Source organism: Mesorhizobium kowhaii (assembly GCF_042431665.1).
Taxonomy (GTDB): Bacteria; Pseudomonadota; Alphaproteobacteria; order Rhizobiales; family Rhizobiaceae; genus Mesorhizobium; species Mesorhizobium kowhaii.
Genome location: NZ_JBHLYT010000053.1, coordinates 740741 through 763983, shown reverse-complemented (window position 1 = coordinate 763983; position 23243 = coordinate 740741). Strand labels below are relative to the sequence as shown.

Genomic DNA, 23243 nt, shown 5'->3' with positions numbered 1-23243 from the left:
GCTATCCTTTCATCATGCTCACTTCGTCGACCTTGAGAGTGGACTTGTTCCTCGCGAGGGCGACCAAGATGCCGAGGGCAACGGCAACCTCCGCCGCAGTGATCGCGATGACGAAAATGGCGAAAATCTGCCCGCGGTAGTCGTCGTAGTAATGTCCGAAAGCGATGAAATTGACGTTGACCGAGTTGAGCAGCAGTTCCAGCGACATCAGCACGACCAGGATATTGCGTCTGAGCAGTACGCCCGCCGCTCCGATCACGAACAGGGCCACTCCGAGCACGATATACCACCAGAGCGGCACCATCACCGCGGCTCCTTACGCGCCAGCACGATGGCACCTACCAGGGCCGCCAGCAGGATGATGGAGGCGACTTCAAACGGCAGGAGATAGTCAGCAAAAAGCGTCGTGCTGAGTTGCCTGACCTCACCGCCGGTGCGCATTGCGACGGGCTCGGCGACCGAAAAACGGTCGCTCCTGAGCACCAGTACAAGCATCTCGACCCCAAGCAGGACGAGCAGCACCAGAACAGGCAGGTTGCTGCCCGGCAAGAACCGCTGCAACACCGCTTCGCGCACATCGATCATCATGATCACGAATAGGAACAGGACCATGATCGCGCCGACATAGACGAAAATTTGGATGACTGCGAGCAACGGCGCCTCGAGCAAGACGAAGATCGCCGATATCTGCAGAAAACACGCCATCAGCGCCAATGCGCTGTGAACCGGATTGCGCGCCAGGACCAAAGTCAGAGCTGCGACTACGGACGCCGCAGCGAACAGAAGAAAGAACCCCTGATCCATCGACGCCGCTCCTCCGACACGAACTGTCACGCGACGCGACAGGGCCGGACTTGAGATAGCTGTCCACTTCCGTTCACGGATAGTGCCCTAGTCTCGGATTTTTCTCAAGATTGTCGTGGTTTGGCGCTACGCTAAGCTCACTACGCATATTCGAGAGCGCAGCGCGCCAGCTCAATTTCCGGGTTGCCTCGGAAGAGTTGGGTGTCACTCAGGGAGCTGTTGCCCAACAAACACTAGGCTTGGAAGAGGCGCTGACATTAAACGGTTTGCCAGGCAGGGTGGGCGCTCATCCGGTGCGCGGGCGGCCCAAGAAGCTCTCCGAGCAGGGCGTGAAAATAAAGTCGTCGAAGCGCATGGTCTTGAAGGGGCGACCCACGTCCTTCGACCAGTTCGAAGACGCGCGTGACTGCGTGAGGTTTCTGATCGACGAGTGCTTGCACACGTCCCTCGTGGCGGTAGCGCAGGAAAGGGGACATGAAGCAAACCACGTCAACTGGCTCGGGCTGAGCGGCGAAACCGACTGGGGCCTGATGCCCGGCATCATCGAGGGGGATTTCACCTTTGTCACAAACAATGCCAAGGACCTCAGAAAACTGAAATTATCGACTACCTAAGTCACTGATTTTTTTGGCCCTGCGCGGAAGCCGCGCTGTGACCGGCAGGTGTCACAGCTTTCCTACTCCGTTGTGCTAGCTTTTTTTCTGCGCCGAATAGTGTGCGACTGCGCGACGGCCATTTTTAGCTCGGGTGTGATCTCCAACGGCGCATTCTCTGCCCCATGTGGGTTCTGTAGCCCCTGGACCTGGACGGTCGGAAATGGGAGTTCGATGCCCTGCTCCTTGAAGGTTTGGCGGATGCGTACATAGAATTTGCGTTTCATACCGAAGGCGCCTCCGGGTCGGGTTGTGGCCTTGACCCTCAATACGATGCCGTACTCGCCGAACTCCTGTACGCCCTGCATCTTGATTGGTTCGAGCACCCAGTTTTTGAACTCGGGATCTTCCGCCAGTTCGAGGCCGATCCGCTTGATCAGCTTGCGCGCGAAGTCGATATCGGTGTCATAGCCAACGGTGATGTTGAATTTGTCGACAACCCAGTCACGGCTCTGGTTCTGGACTGCCCCGAGTTCACCGAACGGTATCGTGAACAGCGGACCACGATGGTGGCGCAGCTTCACCGAGCGCAATGAGAAGCTTTCCACCGTACCCTTGTAATTGCCCGAGGAAATATATTCGCCGACGCGAAACGCATCGTCGAGCAGATAAAACACGCCTGAGATCACGTCCTTGACGATGGTTTGTGCGCCAAAACCCACGGCGACGCCGACGACGCCAGCGCCGGCGATCAGCGGGCCGATCTGGATACCCATCGAGGCGAGCATCATCAGCACTGCCATCACGATGATCAATGCAAGCAGAATGTTTTGGATGATCGGCAAGAGCGTATGCAGCCGCGCCTGATGCGGATCGAGGGTCGGGACGTCCTCGTCGCCGATTACCGCGTGCGGCATTTCGATGCCCAGCTTTCGTTCGATCAAAGCTTTGATGATCGACCAGCCGAAATCGGCTGCGAGGGCAATGACCATGACATTGATCAAGCCGCGCAATATGAACATGGTCGTCGTGTCGCTGTCTCGCATGGATTGCATGTTCAGACCCCAGACACGCGCGAGAAAGTAAGCCGCCGCTAGGATCAAAATCATCCGGATTCCGCGATCGATGACAGCGATCGTCACTGCCGGGATCGTAGGCCGGCCGACATCTTCCGAACCAGGCCGCAGAACGAAATTAACCCCGCGCCGCGTCAGCACGATTGCCAAAGGCAGGAAGAATGCGGCGAAGGTAAACCAGAAGTATGTATAGAGGCCGGCGATGCGCTGCAGGAACAGGACGACGAAATAAGCAGTCAATAGCCATGTCGCTTCCGTGTGACCGCTTTGGCGCGCACCGTCTCGCTGCGTTCCTGGCCGACGCCAAATGGCAAGCAGCAAGAGCAACAGCAGCACGAAATCGGCGCCCAGTGACAGGACCATCATTCCGTCCTGATCGATGCCGAGACCCGGCAAGAGGATAAACGCGGCGCCGAAGAAGGCGAAGACGCCGACGATCCGGGGTAGCCAATAGGACCAATGGTCAGCCACTTCGTTGGTGATCGGCAAACTACGAACCTCGACGGCGTTCTCGACGTTCATGAAGGAAGGGACGAGCATGGCTGTGACGTACATGCGCACACCCCACGTAACGACTGCCGCCATCAAAAAGGTCAGCACAATCTCGCGGATAAGCATTGGCCAGTCGAACAACATGAACGCGCCGGCGCTGCCCAGTGCGAACGAGACGATCAGCATGCTGGAATAAAGCGTGCGACCACCAATCTTCTTGGCTCGCCCATTGGGCGTATCCCTCGGTTGCGCGATAATCCAAAGACGAAATGGACGGGTGAGTTTGTACGTTGCCCAAGTGAGCGCCAGGCCGGCAGCGATGAACATCGCAATCAGGATAAATACGCCGGCAGCCCCTTTGCTGGACATATCCTCCATGGTCTCCGCCCGAACGCGCGCGAACTGGCCAGGCAGCAGGGGCAAAGTTCGCACGATTCTTTCGATATGATGCCTGATCCGATCGAGCGTCGAGGATGCCATCGTATTCATCTGGCCTGGTGCGGCCACGGCGCCGGACGATGCGTCGGTCGGCGAAGCTCCTGCCTCGGCAGGCGCTCCCGTTGATCCGGCGTCCTGATTTCGTTGTTCGGCCACCCAGGCCTTCACTGACGGATCGTCGAGAAGCTCGAACAGCTGTTTGACCCTTTCAGGCGGGACGGTCGCCGGCGCCTGCGCCTGTGCCACCGGACCAGCCAACAAGAGGGCAATCCCAAAGACGATCGGCCTGGCAATCAGGACAAACATCGCAGTCAGATCTCCGAGACGTCGTGCCGGGCGCGCCAGGTTCCTGGTTCCCAATCGTCGAATCATGAGTGGCATCGTGCTGTTAACCTTCCGGTCAAATCGGCGAGCAACGACATCTATGTCCGTTGTTGCCCTACCTTGAAGAAACCGATGTTGCGGTGCAAGACGTCATCGTTCCGAGCCAGACCGTTTGCGCCGGGACGAGCGTCTGCGCGGGAACAATGATCGTCGCCACCATCGGAATAGCGAACGGCACCCTTACGAGGCCTCGATAGCCTTGCGCAGCGCCGCTTCGTCATCCTTGCTGAGCGAGGTATGGAAGAACAAGGGTCCGGGAAATCTCGAATGGCGCTACAAAGGTCAGGTTTGGCAGGGCACATCTGAAGCCGCACATCTCACAGGCCCGACCGCTCCGCCTGCAGTAAGCAACGAGGCAAACATGTGCGCGTAGTTCTCCGCCTGCACGCCCCAATCCCACTCTCGGATCGTCTCGATCATGCGGACGGCCATCCGCGACCGGAGCGATGGCGTGCCCCGCAATAGGGCGAGCTTGTTCGCAAGCCCCTCCGCAGTTCCATCGAAGAACAGCCCGTTGTCGCCATCCCGAATCAGCTCGGGCATGTTTCCCACACGGGTCGTCACCACGGGGACACCGCACGCCGCCGCCTCCAAGCAAGGATTGGGAGTTCCTTCGCTGCGACTGGCGCAGACATAAACGTCGAGATCCCGATAGAAGTCGAGCATCTCGTCATGGCTACGCCAGTGTTGCTCCCGAATGGCAGTCAGTAGTCGCGCGCCCGGCACGGCAGCGACCGCGGGCTCGATGACGTCGTGGAAGCCGCGATGTGCCGGACCATGGTTGCCGAGACTTCCCGCCCATCCGACGCGGAGTTCGCCAGAACAGGGTTGTGGTTCTTGTGGCGGACAAAAGAATGTCGTGTCGACTCCATTGGGCGTGTAGTGGACCGGAACACGCAGTAGAGGAGCGTATTCGTGTTCAAGCCGCCGATTATTGACAAAGACAGCGCGTGCCAGCCGGTTCAGGGTAGCGAGCCCGCGCTCGCGGAATTCGCCCTCCAACTCTGCGTGGCTGCAGATCCCGATGACCAGCCTGTCAGACCGCCGGGCGAGGGCCGATTCCGGCAGGGGCAGTTTCGAGATTTGGAGCCAATAGAAGATGAGCACGATGTCCGCCGCGTTCACGTCGGACTCAGTCACATCATGCTGAAATCGTTCGACGATCTCGAACCTTCTTTCCAGCACGCGCCGGAGATTTTGGGTCTTGCGATCGATCGCCCAGCCGGGTCGGTCCGCGATCGCCAGGATGCGGGGGAGGCGTACATCGCTCACGAGGCGTACCGCTCAAGCCAGTGCGCCGACCATGGATTGGCCTCGTCCAGATCGTCGTCCGTCGCAGTGGCGCGCACCTGGGTAGCGTCCGGCAGCCGGATATCCTCTGATCGCAAGCGGGGTCGCCATCCGTGCCAACCAAGATCAATGACCTCCTCGCTCAGGTACCGGCGGCCAGCATACTTGCGCGCGGCGTGCTCTGCGCTCAGGAACAGATAATGCTTCATGCGAAAACGCTCGGGGTAGAGCCTCACCGGACCCCCAAAGCGTACGCGATGACCGCCTGACCACGCAATCTCCATGGGGCCGTCCTGTTTCTTGTACGCACGGACGCAGTGTGGGGAGGACGGCCGGAACGGGTAGTAGGTGCGCAGCGTGTGTTGATAATTGGGATTGTCGTGATTGGGGGCTTCCCGGGTTGGAATGAACGTGAACTCGGAAAACTCGATCGCGTTGCAGCCGAGTGCGTCGGCTGCCGCAATGGCGGAGACCAACGATGAGTGCGAAGTCGGCGGAAGGTGGATCTCGTCAGCGTCAAGGTGCATGAACCAGTCTGCTTCGAGCGACTGAAAGAGTTCCTCTTTGCGACGAAGAAGGTGCTCCCAGCAATACCAGCCGTTATGCGGGATGCTTTCGACTCCTATCAATCCGGCCCCGCGGTAGCGCTGGACAATCTCAAGCGTTCGGTCCGTCGACTGATTGTCGCAGACGTAGACCTGCACGCCTTGACGAAAGAGGTTCTCGAGACATCCGGCGACGAACCGTTGTTCGTTCCGTGTTGTAAGAACCGCGACGACTCGCGGGGAACTACGATCAAGCGCAGCATTTGCAATGTGGGTATCGAGATCGACCAAGTCCCTCAATCCTTCGTCGTGTGCTTTCGGATTCAGCCTAAAGAATCAGAGTGGCCATGCCAAGGAAGTGCAACACGCGCTCATAGCGGTTCCCGTCGCGATCGCAAGTCTCAGGAATATGCGTGTTCCGAAACAGGCAAAACGGCCGCTTATGGCGCAAAGCGGCCCCTTGGGCCGAGCTCTGAGCTTGTCACTCAAGGTCGTCATCCAGAAGGATTCTCTGCGCTGCGCCGTCGAGGTCGTCATACTGCCCGGACCGCAGGGTCCACATGAAGGCCGCAAGTCCGGCGAGCCCCATCAAGACTGCGACCGGCACAAGGACAGTCAGGTAACTCATGATCCCGCGCCTATCGGCTGCAGGTCTGGATGAACGGATGCGACTTGCCCGGCGGGCAGGTTTCCAGGGGAGGCATGACCCAAACGCAGGGCATTGGCCACCACCAAGACAGACGAAAGCGACATTGCAACCGCCGCCACGAGCGGAGTGACATAGCCGCACACGGCAAGAGGCACCGCAATGGCGTTGTAGCCGACTGCCAAGGCGAAATTCTGCCGGATGAGCTTTCCGGCATTGCGCGAAATCTCGTAGGCGTCCGCGACGCTCGCAAGGCTTTCTTTCAGGAACACGAAGTCGGCTGCATTGCGCCCCACGTCGGCCGCCGTCGCAGGGGCCATGGAGACATGCGCGGCCGCGAGAGCCGGCGCGTCGTTAAGTCCGTCTCCCACCATCAGCACCTTGGAGTGGGCGGCGGTGAGAGCCGCGATCCGGTCAACCTTGTCGGATGGAAGCATTTCCGCCGTGAAATCATCGATGCCGAGGTTCGAAGCCAAGTCTGCCACCGCAGATCTGCGGTCACCGGACAGGATCCCGACACTGAGGCCCTGCCGGCGCAGTCGCTCGATCGTCGGACGCGCGCCGCCTCGCATGATGTCTTCAAATACCAGCCGCGCCAGCTGCTGCCCGTTCTGGACCAGCAGCGACACCGAAAGCCAGCCGTCCGTGCCTTCCGCCATTTTGCGGCCTACCGCCCAGTCCGGTCGACCTAGGCGGTAGACGGCGGTTCCCATCCTGGCTTCGAGGCCGCGGCCGGGGTATTCGGCGAGGCTGTCCATCGGGGAGGCTCCAAGGGAGCCTGGCGATGCGGCAGCCAGAATTGCGACGGACATCGGATGCTTCGAGCCCGATGCCATTTGGGCCGCCAGCGCGAGCGCACCGGGATCAACGCTGGCGCTGTTGACGAGATGTGGCTGGCCGAGCGTCAGCGTGCCAGTCTTGTCGAACAGCACAGTGTCGACTCCGGCGAGGCGCTCGAGAGCAGAACCATCCCTGACCATCACGCCTTTTTCGAAAAGGCGCCGGGCGGCGACGACCTGCACGATCGGAACGGCAAGACCGAGCGCGCACGGGCACGTTATGATCAGCACGGCGATGGCAATCGAAACCGACGCATGCCAGTCCCTGGTGATGGACAGCCAGCCCAGAAAAGACAGCAAAGCGATGGTATGCACGACCGGCGAATAGAGCGCCGAGGCACGATCCGCCAGCATACGATAGCGCGCTCTGCCGCCCTCGGCGGCTTCCATCATTCGGATCATTTCCGCCAGAAATGAATCCTTTGCCTCGGCTCCGGCTCTTATCGTCAGCGGCCCCGTCAGATTGAGAAGCCCGGCCTGGACCAGGGTTCCCACAATGGCGGGCCTGGGTGCCGATTCTCCGGTGACAACCGAACAATCGAGTTCCGAAGCGCCTTTCGTGACAACCCCGTCGACAGGGACTCTGTCGCCGGCGGCAATGATGACGGAGGTTCCCGGCCTGATCTCGGCAATTGGGACATAGCGCCGGCCGTCGGCATCCACCACGATCGCTCCCCTGGGTGCGAGGCTCGCAAGCCCTGCCACGGCCGAGCGCGCCTTTTCCCGCATCAAATGGTCGAGGGTGCGGCCGATCAGCAGAAAGAACAAAAGCGATGTCGCCGCGTCGAAATAGGCATGCGGCCCAGCATGAATCGTATCGTAGAGGCTGAGCCCGAACGCCATCAACACACCGATGGAAATCGGCACATCCATGTTTGTCCGGCCATTTCGCAAGGCTGCCCATGCCGAGGAAAAGAATATCCGCCCGGAATAGACAATTGCAGGCAAGGCGAGCGCTGCGGAAATCCAGTGGAACGCTTGACGGGTTCCGCCTTCGGCTCCGGACCAGACCGAAACCGACAGCAGCATGATGTTCATGGCGCAGAAGCCCGCGACCGCGAGCGCTTTGATGAGCCGGGAATATTCGGGACTACGCTGGTCGGCGTCCGCAGTGAAGAAATGCGACTCGTAGCCCGCAGCCCTTAGCGAGCCAATGAGATCGGGCGCCGTGTCGGCGCGGGGGCGCCATTTCACGATGGTCCGTTTCATGGAAAGGTTGGCTCGGGCATATTCGACGCCGGGCAAGGCCGAGAGAGCGCGTTCGACTGTGGCCATGCAGGATGCGCAATGGATTTCGGGCACCGACAGATCGGTTTGAAAAAGGCCACCACCAACATCGCGACTGACAAGCAAAAGCTCTTCGCGCGGACTGGAAACCCGGCCCGCTGGGCCGATCTCGAGGGCAGCCTCGGCCCCGGGTGCGCAGCAGCTCATAACCGCTACTCCTTCAACCTCGGCTCAACCGAAATCGTCCTGTAGGCGTGCCATGTGGCATGCCCCAGCAGAGGAAAGGTGACAATCAATCCGATCAGCCCGGTTCCAAGACCAAGAAGGGTCAGCAACAGTACGATTGCGCCCCAGGTGATCATCACCGGGCGATTGTTCCAGACCAGCGAAATGCTGGTGCCCATCGCGGTAAACGCGTCCGTTCGTTGATCGAGCAGCATGGGAATCGAAAAGGCGCTGATGGCGAAGGAGAATGCGGCGAACACTCCGCCAACCACCGTACCGACGGCCAGCATTGCCCAACCGATAGTGGTGGTGAAAAGCATCGGGGCAAGATGGTCGAGCCCGGGAAACGGCCGCCAGCCGAAGAACAGGGCGTAGATGATGACCGCGGCACGCATCCACAGCAGCGCCAGGCCGAGCATGATGAAGCCGACGAAGAGAATCTGGCCGCCAGAGGCCGGCCGCACGAAGATCATCCTGGCAAGAGAGATGGCTCTGCCCTGTTCCAGCGACCGGCTTTTTTCATAGAGGCCGACTGCTATAAGCGGGCCGACCACCATGAAGGCGGCGGTAGCGGGAAACAGGATGTAGTCGAGCCGAAACAGGAAAAGGCCGCCGACGATCAGCGCGGACACGGCAAAGACCGCCAGCCCGTAGGCGAGACTGGGGGCCGGCGTCGTCATCAGATCGTGCCAGCCGGCGCGCAGCCAACCGAACGCGGCATTGGCCGGGAGACCGCGGTTGCGTGACCCGACGCGGACGAATTCTTCGTCAGTGGCGAGATGGAGATCACTCATTCCGATGATCCTTCCTGTCGTTTCGTCGTGCCGCGCATCTTGCCCTTCAGCACGACGAACTGGCCGCGGCGTAGCTGTTCTTCGCGGGGTCGCCGGGTTCCTTCAGATGCGGCACGCAGTCGGCTTGCGACGCGAAGGACACGTAGACCAGATGGACATTGGCGGCGGCGACCAGCGCCAATCCTGCGGTGACCAAAACGAACGCGGCAATTCGCGAACGGGAGCGAGATCGCGGCCTCGGCGACAAGGTGGGGCTCACTGAGGTCCCTCCCGGAGGGAAAGCACATAGAGGGCGAGTATCTTGCGCTGGGTCGCGGAGAGGCGCTGCTCCCAATGAGGCATGGTGCCTTGCCGGCCGCCATAGACCGTCGTGGTGACGGACTGGAGGTCGCCGCCATAGATCCAGTTGCTGTCGGTCAGATCAGGCGCGCCGACGTCGCTCTTGCCCTTGGCATCGTCGCCATGACAGGCGACGCAGTTTTGTTTGAACACGTCCTGTCCGGCGGCAATGCTTTGCGGATCGGCATCGGGGCCGTCGGTGGTGCCGCCGAGAGACCGCACATAGGCGACGACGTCAGCCAGTTGCTTGCTCTCGATCACCCCATCGCGGCCAAAGGCCAACATCTGCGAGGTCCGCGTATCGGGATGGGTCGAGTTGATGCCGACGCGAAGTGTTTCAAAGATTGTTCTGGGATCACCGCCCCAGAGCCAGACGCCGGCGGTGAGGTTTGGAAATCCGGGGCCGCCCGTCGCTTTGGTCCCATGGCAAGCCGCACAATTGTCGCCAAACAGCGTGTGGCCGGTTTCTTCGACGATCTTCATCATCGAAGGATCGGCCTGAATTGCCGCAAAATCCATTTGATCGATCTGACGCGTCCAGGTCGAGCGTTCTACCGTCGCGTCCTTCACCAGACGGTCGACGCTGGCTTTCTGGTCAATTCCAAGCAGACCCTTGGTGTAGGTCCTGCCCAGCGGCCAGGCGGGCATGAGGACCCAGTAGCACACCGCAAAAAGGATGGTGGTGGCCAGGAAGAAGAACACAATACGCGGAACTGGCGTGTAGAGCTCCTTGATGCCATTCCACTCATGACCGGTCGTGACCTGTCCCGTGACGGGATCGCGCTCGCCTATTTCCATGGCTTGTCATCTCCGTCGAGAATGCTGTCTTTCGCCCTTTCAAACCGCTTCTTGTTCGACGGCCAGAACGTGTAGACGAGGACGCCTGCGGCCATCGCGATCAGATAGAAAAGGCCCCAGCTTTTGGAGAAGCCGACGACGGCTTCGTATTCCCAGCTCATTGTGCGTCCTCCGGCTGCACGGCAACCTCCGCCTGAGCGGCACCGGTCAGGTGGCCAAGGATCTGCAGATAGGCAACCAGCGCATCCATTTCGGTGACGGTTACCGGATTGCCGTCAAAGGCCCTGACCTGCGTTGCTTGCCCGTAGCGCTTGGTGACACCGGCGGCGAAATCGCCGTCCGGCGCGGTTTGGCCGAGCGCATCCTGGGTCGCGTTGGCGATCATGTCGTCGGTGTAGGGAACGCCGACATCCCGGAGAGCGGCCAGATGCTCGCCAAGGTCGTCGATGCGCAGCGGGTTGTCACGCAGCCAGCCAAATTTGGGCATGATCGATTCCGGAACCACCGCGCGCGGGTTGATCAGGTGGGCGACCTGCCAGGCGTCGGAATATTTTCCGCCGATGCGGGCCAGATCGGGGCCCGTGCGCTTTGATCCCCACAACATCGGATGATCGTATTTCGATTCAACGGCGAGCGAATAAGGGCCGTAGCGTTCGACTTCGTCACGCAATGTCCGGATCATCTGGGAATGGCAGGCGTAGCATCCCTCTCGCATGTAGATGTTGCGCCCAGCCTGCTCCAGCGGGGTGTAGACCCGCATGTCCGGCGCGCTCTCGACCGTGTCGTCGATCGTGAACAGCGGGGCGATTTCCACGAAGCCGCCGATGCTGGCGACCACGACGATGGCAAGCACGAAGCCGATGGCGCTGCGTTCGATTTTGCGGTGAAATTCAGGCATGATCCTCACTCCGCCGGCTGGGCGACAGGCGCCAGATGGCGCTGCGGCGTGTCGTCGCCCGGTTGCAGCGCAGCTTGAGAATGGCCGCGGATCGTCATCAGGATGTTGTAAGAGCCGGTGATGGCACCGAGCAGAAACAGCAGCCCGCCGAAGGCCCGCGCGATGTAATAGGGATGCATCGCCACCATGGATTCAATGAAGGAATAGGTGAGCGTTCCGTTCTCGTTGTATGTCCGCCACATCAAGCCTTGCAGAATGCCGGAATTCCACATGGCAAAGACGTAGATGACCGTTCCTGAGATCGCCAACCAGAAATGCACCTCGACCAGTCTGGCCGAATACATCCGTTCACGCTTCCACAATGCTGGGACCAAAGTGTAGATCGAGCCGAAGGTGATCAACGCCACCCAACCCAGGGCGCCGGCATGGACGTGGCCGACGGTCCAGTCCGTGTAGTGGGAAAGCGCGTTGACCGGACGGATCGCCATGAACGACCCTTCAAAAGTGGTCAGGCCGTAGAAGACCGCCGCCGCCATCATGAAACGCAGCGTGGCGTCGTCACGCACCTTGTGCCAGGCGCCGTTCAGGGTCGCGAGCGCGTTCCCTGCCGAGGCCCACGATGGCACCAGGAGAACCAGCGAAAACGTCATCCCCAGCGTTTGGACCCATTGGGGCAGGGCGGTGTAATGCAGGTGGTGTGACCCCGCCCACATATACATGAAGGTGATGCCCCAGAAGCTGATGATCGACAGCCGGTAGGAATAGATCGGCCGACCCGCCCGCTTGGGCAGGTAGTAATACATCATTCCCAGGAAACCGGAGGTGAGGAAGAACGCGACGGCGTTGTGGCCGTACCACCACTGCGTCATGGCGTCCTGGACGCCGGAGAATGCCGAATAGCTCTTGGCGTGGCCGAGCGACACCGGCATGGCGAGATTGTTGACGATATGGAGGATCGCCACGACCAGGATGAAGGCCATGTAGTACCAGTTGGCGACATAGATATGTGGCTCCTTGCGGCGAGCCAGTGTGCGAATGTAGATCGCGAAATACACCACCCACACGATGACCAGCCAGATATCGGCGTACCATTCCGGTTCCGCATATTCCTTCGACTGCGTGACGCCCATGAAATAGCCGGTCGCGGCCAGGACGCAGAACAAATTGTAGCCGAGCAGGACGAACCAGGGGCTGAACTGGTCGGGCAGCCGGGCGCGCGAGGTCCGCTGCAGCACATGGAAAGACGTGGCGATCAGCGCATTGCCGCCGAAGCCGAAGATCACTCCGCTGGTGTGGACCGGCCGCAAGCGGCCAAAACTTGCCCAGGCCGCGTCGAAGGTCAGATCGGGCCAGGCAAGCAGGCTCGCTACCCAGACGCCGAAGAACATGCCGACCATGGCCCAGATCATGGTCAGGATGACGCCCACCTTGCTCGGGTCGTCATAATAGTGGTCCAGACGTTCGGCGGAGGGCTCGGGGGCGTTGAGCGCCGATAGCATGACGAAGATCATCGCGACGCTTGCTGCAAGCACGATAAAGCCATGCACGCCGATCGGATCGCCGCGACCAGCTGCCGCCATGGCCAGTCCGACCATAGCCATCAGAATCAGCATGACGATTGAAAGTTGGCGTTCGCCGGATGTCAGTTGAGCGAGCATGTGCGTCCACCGTCAGATGCCCAGTCAGGGCGAAATCGTCCCTCGGGTTTCGCATGGCTGTGCGGCGGTTGATTTGATCTGGCGCAAAAACGAAGCTGATGGCACCCAAAACAGATTGCCGTATTCGGGCGGCGGGGCGGCGGGCAAGTGTCCGGCTCAGCCGTCCTGGGCAGCCGAAAAATTATCAGCCGGTGGAAGGCGAAAGAACATCGCCAGCTTCAGGCTTTTTGCAATGCGTTCGGCACGATCGACAAAGACCGCAGCCGTTTCCGGGGCAAAGAGCGCCGCCGCCGTCTCGCCAAACAGGCCCAGCCAGATGTCGAAATCGGCCTCGGTCACATCCTTGAGTTTCAGATGCGCAGGCACCGGGCGTCCGTGATAGTCGCCGGTCTTGAGAATGACGGAACACCAGAAGTCGGTCATTTTCTCGAGATGCGGCTCCCAGTCGCCGGTAATTTCACGCGCGAAGATCGGCCCGAGCCGTTCGTTTTTCCTTAATCTGGAGTAGAACTCGCGGACCAGCGCGCCAATGCTCGCCCGGCCAACTCCCGGATCGGCCAACGGCCGCTCGGCGGGCGGTCGCGCCTGATCGATGGCAGATGAGTTCATGTTGATCCTTTCCGCGATTGTGCTCTTTTCCGATCCTCGCCTCGAAACGCGGCATCCGCGCGTCAAGAGAACCCAAGACGCCGTAGGGTGGCTCGCACGACGTTGAGATGTTCGCGGACAAGGCGGAAACCCAGATTGTCTGGCGGCGTGCCGACCGCGCAGCCACCACTTTTCCCATCCCGGATGAAGTTCGACATGTATGTGCGGTGGAAGCCCTCCACGACATGCACCCCGCAATTGTCGATCGAACTCACAATGCTGGTGCCGTCGGCGGCTACCGTTGCATGGATGTAGCAGGTCGATGTCCATTCCCAGACATTGCCCGCGACGTCCGCCAACCCTTTTGAGTTGACACCAAACGCCCCTTGAACCCTTGGCTCGGGATCAGATTTCCGTCCAAGCGAAGCCTCGGTGCGATACTGGGCGAGCCAGCGCAGCGCCGGATTGTTGGGGTCGCCGGCGCCGCCCTCGATGTCGCTGCGGAACCGCTCGCCAGCGGCGTAGGCCCATTCCGCGTCTGTCGGCAGCCGCCATGTCGCACCTGTCTGGACCGAGAGCCAGGCCGCATAGGCCCCGGCGTCGATGTGGCTGACGCCGGTGACCGGAAAATTGCCACTGCCCAGAGTGTCAGACGCCTTGCAACTGCCGGCCGTGACGCACTGTCCGTATTCCGATGCACTCACCTGGTATTTCATGATTTTCAGCGGAACACTGACCGTTGCCAGGATCCGCGGCGCCGCGACTGGATGGCCTTCCCCGAGGAATTCACCTGGTTGAGGATGGTCGAACGATCCGGGCGCGAGGGTCACAAGTTCGGGGCCCGCCACGAGCGAACCGGCCAACCGATCAAACGCACTGGCCGCACTCACGACGATCAGCGCGGCAATCGCGATACTTCCGAGGGCTACGATGGGGTTGAAAGACATGGCATTTCGTCCGGGCGCGTACGCGACCCTGCGCAGAGTGCGCAAGGTCGCGTCGATGTTCAGGATCGGATCCTCATCACTACGACGTGATGGCTCTTGGGGCTTCAACCTGGGTCATCAGGTCGTCATCCCAGGTTCCGTCGACCGTAAAATGTGCGGTCGCGCCGAGTTCCACGGCCTCGATCAGATTGTGGTTCACATAGGCGTAGACGCCCGGCTGCAGGAACGTATAGAGAGCCGAGCCGGCAGAGCCGCCGCGAATGAACCAGGTTTCCAGGTCCTTTGCCGGAGGGTTGGCAAACTTGCCCTGTTCCCAGACATAATCGCCATGGCCGCCGATCAGATGCGGCCGCGTATCGCGATTGGCTTGCGAATGGACGATCAGGACAGTCTCGCCGACCTTCGCTTTCATCGCATTCTCGCCGGTCAGCGATCCTGCCTTGCCATTGAACACGACATGGGTCGGAATCAGCCCGCGCATGACCTTGACGGTGTCATCGTAGTTGTCACCGGCCGTATCGTATTTCTTGAATTTCCCCTGCTCGTCGCGGGGGACGTAAAAGTCGTTTTCGCCAATATAGTAGATGCGGTCGTAACGCACCGGTTTGCCCTTGTCGTCCCTGAGGCCGTCACGCGGCAGCACCATCACAGCACCGCTCATGCCCGACACGACGTGCCATGGGATCATCGGTCCGCCGGGCGCGCAGTGGTAGACAAACGTCCCCGTGCGCGTTGCCTTGAAGCGCAGCGTTACCTGCTCGCCGGGGTTGATCAACGTCAGCCCGCCGCCGCCGAGCGCGCCGGTGGCAGCGTGGAAGTCGATGTTGTGCGCAAGCGTGTTGGTGTCGGGATTGATGAGGGTGAGCTCGAGATAGTCGCTTTGATGGACAACCATCAGGGGACCGGGGATCGAGCCATTGTAGGTCATCGCATTGAGCTGCGTCCCATCCGCGTCGATGACAACGGGCTTTTCCTCGATTGTCATCGTGAACTCGACGACTTTCGGACCGTCTTTGGCCACCTGGTCGTGAGCGTGGACGAACGGTGGCGCGACGAGGGTGACCTTTTCGCGCGGCAGTCCGGCTACTTCCTTCGCGCTGGCCACAGCCGGCATTGCGCCGGCCGTTGCCACCGCGGCGGCGGTAAGGACAGATCCCAACAGAGCTTCACGTCGCGTAAGCATTTCAATCTCCTTGTGCCAATCACTTGATGCCCGAGACTAGCCTGCTTGCGGAGATCGTCTTTGCGCTGGCGCAAACCTCACTCAGTTTCCGTGCGATTATCGGGTTTGCGAGTGTGGAGAGGAACGTGTGCCGCTGCACACCTCGATCCATATGAAATAGGCCGGACTGGACCTCCCCCGTGGTCCGTCCGGCCGTTCCCTCCGGCGACCGCCAACCGGAGGGTATCTATGATGAAGGTGTCAGTTGGAGGCGGCCTTGGTCGCTTCGCCGAACAGCTCCGCGAACACCGTTTTGGCCCTGCCGGTCTGTTTGACGGCTTCCGCCGCGTCGAGGTTCACAGGCTTGCCGACGACGATCAGTGCTACCATGCCCATGCCGTAATGCGGGGCGCACTTCACGCCATAGACGCCTTCCTTGGTCACCGTCACGGTTATCTCCTCGCTCGGCTTTCCCTTGAAAGCTTCAGCGCCGTCCGGCAGCATTCCCTTGACGGATTCGGCATTGTGGGACTTGTCGGTGGGAACGAACTTGATGGTGTCTCCGGGTACCGCTTTTACGTAGGCGGGCTGGAAGACCATCGAACCCTTCTCGCCCTTGTTGAGCATCTGCACGACGTGTTCTTCAGCGTTTGCTGCGCCGGTCAGAGTAAATAACGCGATGGCGGCGGCGATCAGGGGCAGTTTCATGGAATAGTCCTTTCCTAGGTTCAGCACGGCATCAACCGTTGCGGCTTTCTACTCCACGAGATGGCGTTGCGATTTGCGCTGGCGCAAACCGGCGCACGAAATATCTGGGTATGACGTCGCGATCTGACGCTCCTGTGAGGAGCTCTGGTTTGCCTGCCTCGCGCAGCGAGCGCTCGATCTCATTCTGTTCGGCAACGAATGGAAAAAATGCGCTAAGTGACAGCCGTTCAGTTACGTTGGCTGATCTTGGCGGCATCGTTTCAGTTCAGCGGTAATAAATTTCATGCCAGCGCGGGACATTACCGGTATCAAAGGACGCTTCCTGCGGGCGGTGCTGTCTCGCCGTTTCGAAGGACGCAAGGGCTATCTGCTTGCCATTTTCATGGTGGCGGTCGCTGTCCTGCTGCGATTTCTGTTGCAGGGACTACTCGAAGACCGGGCGACATTTACCCTCTTCACCCCAGCTATCCTCGTCGCGTCGATCGCTGGCGGCATCTGGCCTGGGTTGTTGTCCGTAGCGCTTTCCTTGGGTGGAGCGTTCTGGCTGGACAATCTTCAGTCAGATCGTGCCCAAAATCCGGTTGAACTCGTTGTCTTCGCCCTGGTCGGCCTGGCGATCGCCTGGATGGGCGAAATGCTGCACCGCGCCAGCAAGGCAATTGATCGGGCCGAAAGCGCGCTCGACACGAGGGAGGCCCATCTTCGCTCCATTCTTGATACGGTGATCGACGCGACCGTCGTCATCGAAAAGGATGGCACGATCGTTTCGTTCAATGCTGCCGCGGTACGGCAGTTCGGCTATGCCGAAGCTGAGGTCGTCGGAGAGAATGTGTGCTTGCTGATGCCCGAGCCTTATCGCCACGAGCATGACGGCTATATGCACAGGTACCTGACGACGGGAGAAAAACGGATCATCGGAATCGATCGCGTCGTTGCCGGCCGGCGCAAGGACGGCTCGACGTTTCCGATGAAATTGGCGGTCGGTGAGATGAAGTCGGGCGGCAAGACCTTTTTTACCGGCTTCATCCGAGACCTTACGGAGCGCGAGGAATCGGCGGCACGCCTGCATGAAATCCAGGGTGAACTGGCAAGGTTGGCCCGCCTCAATGAACTTGGCGAAATGGCCTCGACGCTCGCTCACGAGTTGAATCAACCGCTCTCGGCGATTGCGAATTACGTTCAAGGCTGCGCCCGCCTGCTGCGCGACATGGACGACGCCGTGGCCACAAAGATGAGGGCTGCATTGGAAGAAACCGCCAGGCAGTCGCTGCGTGCGGGGCAGATCATCCGCCATCTTCGCGAATTCGTCACCAAAGGCGCCACAGAGAAAGCGCCGGAGAACATTCGCAGCCTGGTGGAAGAGGCAGGGGCTCTGGCACTGGTGGGATCGCGTGAGCGCGGGGTGCGGACGGTGTTCGACTTCGAGTCCGGGCCGGCAACCGTGATGGTGGACCGCATACAGATCCAGCAGGTGCTGACCAATCTGATGCGAAATGCCATGGACGCCATGCGCGACAGCGCGCGCCGCGAACTTGTTGTCCGGACGCACGCCGCGGTAGACGGCGAAATCGCCGTCGTGGTCGAAGATACCGGGCCAGGTATTTCCGAGGAGATTTCCGCCCAGCTTTTCAAACCCTTCGTTACGACAAAGCCTGGAGGCATGGGGGTTGGACTGTCGATCTCCAAGCGGATCGTCGAGGCGCATGGCGGAACGATGACGGTGAGTCGGAACGCCGCTGGTGGCGCGACGTTCAGGTTCACGCTGCCCGCATTCACGGAAGAGGACGCGCATGGAGACGGGTGACTACATCGTTCATATCGTCGATGACGAGGAACCGGTCAGGAAGTCATTGGCTTTTCTGCTCACGATGTCCGGATTCGCCGTCAAGATGCACGAGAGCGCTACGGACTTTCTGGCTGCGGCATCGGGCATAAGAAATGGCGTTCTGGTGACCGACCTGCGCATGCCTGACATGACCGGGGTGGACCTCTTGCGCAATCTCGTGAAAGCAAATGCGTCGCTTCCGGCCGTTGTCATCACAGGTCACGCCGATGTCCCGATGGCGGTTGAGGCGATGAAGGCCGGCGCAACGGATTTCATCGAAAAGCCATTCGAGGACGTTATCCTCATCGAAGCTATCCAGCGTGCGGCCGAACAACTTGTCGATAAACCATTGGAGGTCGACGATGTCGCTTCGATCCAAACAAGGCTTGGACGGTTGAGCGACCGTGAACGCCAGGTTCTTTCTGGTGTGGTGGCTGGATTGCCGAACAAGTCGATTGCCTATGACCTGAACATCAGCCCGCGCACCGTCGAGGTGCACCGCGCCAGCGTTATGGCCAAGATGCAGGCAAAAAGCCTGCCGCAGCTTGTCCGGATGGCATTGGCCGCTGGTTTCGGTCCAGCCTGAATTTTCGCCCAGCCTAATTCCGCCCGACCTGAATTTTTGCAAGGATTGATCTGGCGCAAGGCGTGAAGCGCCAAATTGCCGCTTGCTGTGAGACGACTGGCGGGATGACCTCGCTGGCATGTCCGAAAGCCGCGATCCTTGCCCGCCGCCAAAACCATCCTTGTAGTGGCGCCCGACCCCGGGCTCAGGCGTTCGCTCGAGTTCGCGCTCGAAGTGGAAGGCTTCCCGGTTGAATCGCATGCGTCGCTTTCGACAATTGAAGCGTCATCTGAGGCAGACGCCGCCGCCTGCCTCATCGTCGATGATAGCGCAATTCGGCTCAGTCCGGCTGGACACCAGCCGCTTGCCCGTTTCGCCGGGCGGGTGATCCTGCTTGTAGAAGGAGGTGACACGACCGCCGGCACCGAAGGGTTCGCGGTTCTGACCAAACCGGTCGAGGGGAATGACCTGATTGACCTGGTGCGGGTCTTCTCGCCCGGCCACCCTTCGACTGACTACGTAGAACCCCTTAGGACATAACCCAATTTCGCAGGCCGGCATTCTACGCGATTGCTGTTTCACCGAAATCTGGGAAACAGCCATGAACGCGATCGCCGACACTCGGGTGCCCTACGAGATCCTGACCGCCCTGGTCCCGCAACTGGACGTGCCGAATGATGGCCGGCCGGTGCCGCTCTCGTTCTTCCACGCAGGCTCTGAGATCTACGCACAAGGCGAAAAGGTCACTTCCCACTACCTGATCGAGTTTGGCGCGGTCCGCATTTACCGGCTGCTTGCCGATGGGCGCAGGCAGATCACGGCGTTCCATCTGGCCGGAGAGATGTTTGGCTTTGAAGCTGACCTCGCCCACCATTTCTTTGCCGAGGCGATCGTTACGACAGGGCTGCGGACATTCCGCCCGGTGATCGGCTTGGACAGATCGCGCGAACTGCTGCCGCTTGCCCTTCGCTGCATGGTGCGGGCCCAGGAACATTTGCTGGTGGTCGGCCGGCAGACAGCGATCGAACGCATTGCCGCTTTCCTGATCGACATGGCTGATCGCCAGGGAGAACTCGCTCACATCGAGCTGCCGATGTCCCGCCAGGATATCGGCGACTATTTGGGTTTGACCATCGAGACGGTCTCGCGAGTGCTGTCGAGATTGCGCGACAAGGGTGTGCTCAAATTCCACGGACTTCGCACCCTCGAAATCCTCAAGCCTGATGCGCTCCGTTCCTTATGCGAGTGATCTGTACTCCAGGGTCGTCGCAGCAGCCGACACCGCATCTACGGCACAGCCGCAGATGCGCCCACTCCGAGCCGTTCTTCGGGTTTTGCCGTGCGATTTCTGCACTTCCACGTCGGCCCAGCCGTCGCGCTTCGACGGTGGCGATGTATTGAGACACTGAAACCAGCCTACTCACGTGCTTCGCGACCGGACACCTGCTCGACGAGGATCCGGAAGAACACGTGCGGCGTGCTATCCGACACCGGAGGCGTAACCGGTTTGAGGGCGCCGGGCTCCCACCAGTCGGCGTGCTTGCTCAGCAACGTCCAGGCGTGGTCGCGCTCGAGCTTGTGGCCTATCCGGTCGGGCAGTTCCTCATAGCGGCCATCGACAACTACGCTTTTCCAGCCCCGTCCTTCGCCGTGTTCGTCGATCTGGACGGACACCAGCGGGTTGGCGCGCATCCAGTCGATCTTCTTTCCCGGCATGGAAAACGCGTAGAGATGATTGTCGGCGTACGCATAGTGCACCGGAACAACATACGGCTGCCCGTCCTTGGTGCATGCCAGGCGAGCCACACGATTGGCCGTCAGTATTTTGGTGCATTCCAGGACGGAGAGTGTACGGATAAGCATCTTGTGGTCTCCTGTGTTCTGCGTCGTTTCTTTGTCGTCCGGGTCCGCATGGATTGCTGTTCAGGTAGGGGCACTATATCCCGCGCCGCGCGACGTTGAGCTTCTTCAGCCAGGCCCCACATTCCCCGTCGATCCCCAATGTAATGCGGTGAGTGGGAGGCCGCATCGAGGATGTCACCCTGCGGGGCTCGTGGCGGCGCGGGAGACCGGCCTGATGTGCGCGAACATGCTGCGGGCGTTCCAGGTGGGGAAGGCCCTTACTAGCGACGGCGGACCTTCGAGTTGGATTCGGCCCCCGCCGATGGCTTGGGCCCAGGTAAGCTGGCCGGCGTGCCATTTGACGAAGGCTTCGGCTTCCGCCGTGATGTAGAGGTCCTCGTCGAAGCCGGGGTATCTCTTGCAGATTTCGGTATCTCCGAGCTCGATAAGTAGCCAGTAGCGCTCACGATGCGGCCGGCCGGTGAAGTCGAAACGTATGACGACGCGTCGATTCGGGAGTCGGTCTCGGCGGAGCGCGTTGCACATGGACCACAGGGCCACAAAGGGATCGAGATGTTCGGGGGCGATCTCGAGCCAACGCGCACCCCACTCACCGAGCGACTGGCAGACCGCGAAGAGGTCGTGGCCCGCCGAACTGAGCTCGTAGTGGTGCCCGCGCCCGTCGGACTTGGGCACTGACTCGACGACACCGAGCCGTTCTAGCTGTCTGAGCCGCTGTGAGAGCAAGGTACGGGAGAGACCCGGCGCGCCCTCCAGGATTTCGCTGAAGTTTCCGCAGCCAAGGTGCAGGTTGCGGATGATCAGCGGTGTCCAGCGCTCGGCGAAGATCTCGGCGCCACGAGCGATGGGGCAGTACTGGCCGTATGTCCTCATGACCCTACTGTTGCAAGCCCGCCTTCGCTTGTGAAGTCCAGATTTTTGACTATACGGCCGTGGTCCGCAGTGGTCCGATGTGGCCTCTCGAAGAGAGGAGGACACGATGAGGACACCGACGACCGCGGAAGTTGGCCGCGGGAGCATGCAGTCATCGGTCGTGGAAATCGACGGGTTCCGAGGCCAGCTGGTCAGTGCCGACCACGCCGACTACGACATCGCCCGTGCAGTCTGGAACGGTGCCATCGACCGGCGCCCGCACCTGATCGCCCGATGCATCGGGGCCGCCGACACGGTCGCGGCCGTGCGTTTCGCCCGCGACCACAATCTGGAGATCGCCATACGCGGCGGCGGCCACAACGTAGCGGGCACCGCCGTTTGCGACGATGGAATCGTCATTGACCTCTCGGCCATGAGGGGCGTGCGAGTCGACCCCGTCGGCCGCAGGGCCTGGGTGCAGGGTGGGGCGCTGTGGGGCGACGTCGACCACGAGACGCAAGCGTACGGTCTGGCCACCACCGGCGGTATCGTGAGCCACACCGGAGTCGCCGGGCTCACCCTGGGCGGCGGCGTCGGCTGGCTGATGCGCAAGCACGGCCTCACGGTCGACAACCTCCTCGCTGTCGACGTCGTGACAGCCGAGGGCGAGCTGTTGCGGGCATCCGACCACGAGCACCCCGACCTGTTCTGGGCATTGCGAGGCGGCGGCGGCAATTTCGGCGTGGTCACCTCGTTCGAGTTCGGCCTCCACTCCGTCGGGCCCATCGTTCTGACGGGACCCATCCTCTGGGACGCAACCGACGCCGGGGAGGTCCTCCGCTTCTATCGCGACTTCGTCCGCGACGCTCCCGACGAGCTCGGCACGGTCGTGAGGTTCGGCGCCGCGCCACCACTACCGGTCATCCCCGCGGATCTGCACTGGCGCCAGGTGATGATGGTCGGTACCTGCTATGCCGGGCCGATCACGGACGGTGAGCAGGTGCTACGCCCGCTCCGCACGTTCCGGACTCCTCTCCTCGATCTAGTTGGGCCCACACCGTACGTGGGATTCCAGAGCGCGCTCGACTCGACTGTCGTCCACGGTTGGAACTACTATTGGAAGTCCACCCACCTCCCCGAACTCCGCGACGACCTCATCGACGTGATCGCCGAGCACGCGTTCTCTTCCTCGTCGCCGCGGTCGTACGCGGCTATGTTCCATCTCAAGGGGGCCGTAAGCCGAGTGGCCGAAGGCGGGACAGCGTTCGGGAACCGGCAGGCGTCGCACGCAATCACCCTAGACGCTGTGTGGCGGCCCGGCGAGGACTTCGGCGACCGGGACACTGCCTGGACGAGGGGGTTCTTCTCTGCCCTCACCCGCTTCCGCGAAGGCGTCTACGTCAACTTCCTCGGCGGCGACGAGGATCCCGACCGGGTCCGCGAGGCGTACGGCGACTCCGTCTACGATCGACTGGTGGACGTGAAGACCACGTACGACCCCGACAACGTCTTCCATCATAACCAGAACATCTGCCCCGGTACCACGCGCGTTAGCGGGACCTTCAGGGTGTGTCCTCATTAATGCCCAGTTGTCGGGAGGCGCAGCAGAATCCGTTGGGAGCTCTCGTCGGGGCGCGATTTCGGGAGATGGCGATGTCGCCGGGACGGTATACAGCGCGGGGGAGCT

The 23243-nt window shown here is 60.9% G+C and carries 25 protein-coding genes and 2 pseudogenes; 8 read left to right on the top strand and 19 right to left on the bottom strand.

What is annotated here, in order from left to right; genetic code table 11:
- Position 1: 1 nt before the first annotated feature.
- Positions 2–304, bottom strand: coding sequence for an NADH-quinone oxidoreductase subunit NuoK (gene nuoK / locus ACFFNA_RS30920; protein WP_111547973.1), 303 nt, complete (start codon positions 302–304; stop codon positions 2–4).
- Positions 304–804 (bottom strand): NADH-quinone oxidoreductase subunit J, encoded by a 501-nt coding sequence (locus tag ACFFNA_RS30915; RefSeq protein ID WP_111547974.1) that lies wholly within the window; start codon positions 802–804, stop codon positions 304–306. The genes nuoK and ACFFNA_RS30915 overlap by 1 nt, the downstream gene beginning before the upstream one ends.
- Positions 805–914: 110 nt before the next feature.
- Between ACFFNA_RS30915 and ACFFNA_RS30910 the strand changes: the two are divergent.
- A pseudogene (locus tag ACFFNA_RS30910) lies at positions 915–1058 on the top strand (LysR family transcriptional regulator); the annotation flags it as partial.
- 156 nt (positions 1059–1214) lie between these two features.
- Positions 1215–1400: pseudogene (locus tag ACFFNA_RS30905) on the top strand (DUF5615 family PIN-like protein); the annotation flags it as partial.
- An 80-nt stretch (positions 1401–1480) separates the two neighbouring features.
- On the opposite strand, the gene ACFFNA_RS30900 reads toward ACFFNA_RS30905, so the two are convergent.
- From ACFFNA_RS30900 to ACFFNA_RS30880, 5 genes are all read right to left on the bottom strand, one after another.
- Positions 1481–3709 carry a mechanosensitive ion channel family protein gene (locus ACFFNA_RS30900; RefSeq protein ID WP_378923612.1) on the bottom strand — a complete coding sequence of 743 codons (2229 nt, stop codon included), beginning with the start codon at positions 3707–3709 and terminating at the stop codon, positions 1481–1483.
- Positions 3710–4069: 360 nt separating this feature from the next.
- Positions 4070–5059, bottom strand: coding sequence for a glycosyltransferase family 4 protein (locus ACFFNA_RS30895; protein WP_378923611.1), 990 nt, complete (start codon positions 5057–5059; stop codon positions 4070–4072).
- Entirely contained in the window at positions 5056–5913 is an 858-nt protein-coding gene (locus tag ACFFNA_RS30890; protein WP_378923610.1) for a glycosyltransferase, read from the bottom strand. Before ACFFNA_RS30890 ends, ACFFNA_RS30895 begins: the two co-directional genes overlap by 4 nt.
- Before the next feature lie 190 nt (positions 5914–6103).
- Entirely contained in the window at positions 6104–6250 is a 147-nt protein-coding gene (ccoS, locus tag ACFFNA_RS30885) for a cbb3-type cytochrome oxidase assembly protein CcoS (RefSeq protein ID WP_378923609.1), read from the bottom strand.
- Positions 6247–8382 (bottom strand): cation-translocating P-type ATPase, encoded by a 2136-nt coding sequence (locus ACFFNA_RS30880; RefSeq protein ID WP_378923608.1) that lies wholly within the window; start codon positions 8380–8382, stop codon positions 6247–6249. The genes ccoS and ACFFNA_RS30880 overlap by 4 nt, the downstream gene beginning before the upstream one ends.
- A 12-nt stretch (positions 8383–8394) precedes the next feature.
- Here ACFFNA_RS30880 and ACFFNA_RS30875 point away from each other — a divergent pair, with 12 nt between their 5' ends.
- Positions 8395–8586, top strand: coding sequence for a hypothetical protein (locus ACFFNA_RS30875; RefSeq protein WP_378923607.1), 192 nt, complete (start codon positions 8395–8397; stop codon positions 8584–8586).
- On the opposite strand, the gene ACFFNA_RS30870 is transcribed toward ACFFNA_RS30875, so the two are convergent.
- From ACFFNA_RS30870 to ACFFNA_RS30825, 10 genes are all read right to left on the bottom strand, one after another.
- Positions 8547–9353, bottom strand: a complete 807-nt coding sequence (locus ACFFNA_RS30870) for a DUF2189 domain-containing protein (protein ID WP_378923606.1) — start codon at positions 9351–9353, stop codon at positions 8547–8549. The two genes, ACFFNA_RS30875 and ACFFNA_RS30870, sit on opposite strands and share 40 nt — an antisense overlap.
- 46 nt (positions 9354–9399) lie before the next feature.
- Positions 9400–9534, bottom strand: coding sequence for a hypothetical protein (locus tag ACFFNA_RS30865; protein ID WP_378923605.1), 135 nt, complete (start codon positions 9532–9534; stop codon positions 9400–9402).
- Positions 9535–9608: 74 nt separating this feature from the next.
- On the bottom strand, positions 9609–10490 hold the full coding sequence (gene ccoP, locus ACFFNA_RS30860; RefSeq protein WP_378923604.1) for a cytochrome-c oxidase, cbb3-type subunit III: 882 nt from the start codon (positions 10488–10490) through the stop codon (positions 9609–9611).
- The gene (locus ACFFNA_RS30855; RefSeq protein ID WP_136619210.1) at positions 10481–10651 is read right to left on the bottom strand and encodes a cbb3-type cytochrome c oxidase subunit 3; all 171 of its coding nucleotides are present in this window, start codon (positions 10649–10651) and stop codon (positions 10481–10483) included. The genes ccoP and ACFFNA_RS30855 overlap by 10 nt, the downstream gene beginning before the upstream one ends.
- A complete protein-coding gene (gene ccoO, locus ACFFNA_RS30850) occupies positions 10648–11388 on the bottom strand; it encodes a cytochrome-c oxidase, cbb3-type subunit II (protein WP_378923603.1) in 741 nt (246 codons plus the stop codon). The genes ACFFNA_RS30855 and ccoO overlap by 4 nt, the downstream gene beginning before the upstream one ends.
- Positions 11389–11393: 5 nt before the next feature.
- Positions 11394–13046 carry a cytochrome-c oxidase, cbb3-type subunit I gene (gene ccoN, locus ACFFNA_RS30845; RefSeq protein WP_378923602.1) on the bottom strand — a complete coding sequence of 551 codons (1653 nt, stop codon included), beginning with the start codon at positions 13044–13046 and terminating at the stop codon, positions 11394–11396.
- Positions 13047–13202: 156 nt separating this feature from the next.
- A complete protein-coding gene (locus ACFFNA_RS30840) occupies positions 13203–13655 on the bottom strand; it encodes a group III truncated hemoglobin (RefSeq protein ID WP_378923601.1) in 453 nt (150 codons plus the stop codon).
- Between the two features lie 62 nt (positions 13656–13717).
- Positions 13718–14689, bottom strand: coding sequence for an SUMF1/EgtB/PvdO family nonheme iron enzyme (locus tag ACFFNA_RS30835; RefSeq protein WP_378923600.1), 972 nt, complete (start codon positions 14687–14689; stop codon positions 13718–13720).
- On the bottom strand, positions 14661–15764 hold the full coding sequence (gene nirK, locus ACFFNA_RS30830; RefSeq protein WP_378923599.1) for a copper-containing nitrite reductase: 1104 nt from the start codon (positions 15762–15764) through the stop codon (positions 14661–14663). Before nirK ends, ACFFNA_RS30835 begins: the two co-directional genes overlap by 29 nt.
- Before the next feature lie 240 nt (positions 15765–16004).
- The gene (locus ACFFNA_RS30825; RefSeq protein ID WP_378923598.1) at positions 16005–16451 is read right to left on the bottom strand and encodes a pseudoazurin; all 447 of its coding nucleotides are present in this window, start codon (positions 16449–16451) and stop codon (positions 16005–16007) included.
- 283 nt (positions 16452–16734) lie between these two features.
- On the opposite strand from ACFFNA_RS30825, the gene ACFFNA_RS30820 reads away from it, so the two are divergent.
- From ACFFNA_RS30820 to ACFFNA_RS30805, 4 genes are all read left to right on the top strand, one after another.
- Positions 16735–18255: a PAS domain S-box protein gene (locus ACFFNA_RS30820; protein WP_378923597.1), complete on the top strand. Its 1521-nt coding sequence runs from the start codon at positions 16735–16737 to the stop codon at positions 18253–18255.
- On the top strand, positions 18242–18862 hold the full coding sequence (fixJ, locus tag ACFFNA_RS30815) for a response regulator FixJ (protein WP_378923596.1): 621 nt from the start codon (positions 18242–18244) through the stop codon (positions 18860–18862). The genes ACFFNA_RS30820 and fixJ overlap by 14 nt, the downstream gene beginning before the upstream one ends.
- A gap of 138 nt (positions 18863–19000) precedes the next feature.
- On the top strand, positions 19001–19381 hold the full coding sequence (locus tag ACFFNA_RS30810) for a response regulator transcription factor (RefSeq protein WP_378923595.1): 381 nt from the start codon (positions 19001–19003) through the stop codon (positions 19379–19381).
- Positions 19382–19442: 61 nt separating this feature from the next.
- Positions 19443–20090: a helix-turn-helix domain-containing protein gene (locus ACFFNA_RS30805; protein WP_378923594.1), complete on the top strand. Its 648-nt coding sequence runs from the start codon at positions 19443–19445 to the stop codon at positions 20088–20090.
- Between the two features lie 167 nt (positions 20091–20257).
- Here ACFFNA_RS30805 and ACFFNA_RS30800 read toward each other — a convergent pair whose 3' ends face one another.
- Positions 20258–20704: a pyridoxamine 5'-phosphate oxidase family protein gene (locus ACFFNA_RS30800; RefSeq protein WP_378923593.1), complete on the bottom strand. Its 447-nt coding sequence runs from the start codon at positions 20702–20704 to the stop codon at positions 20258–20260.
- A 174-nt stretch (positions 20705–20878) separates the two neighbouring features.
- Positions 20879–21577 (bottom strand): winged helix-turn-helix transcriptional regulator, encoded by a 699-nt coding sequence (locus ACFFNA_RS30795; RefSeq protein ID WP_378923592.1) that lies wholly within the window; start codon positions 21575–21577, stop codon positions 20879–20881.
- Between the two features lie 106 nt (positions 21578–21683).
- Between ACFFNA_RS30795 and ACFFNA_RS30790 the strand changes: the two genes are divergently transcribed.
- Positions 21684–23138: an FAD-binding oxidoreductase gene (locus ACFFNA_RS30790; RefSeq protein ID WP_378923591.1), complete on the top strand. Its 1455-nt coding sequence runs from the start codon at positions 21684–21686 to the stop codon at positions 23136–23138.
- Positions 23139–23243 lie beyond the last annotated feature (105 nt).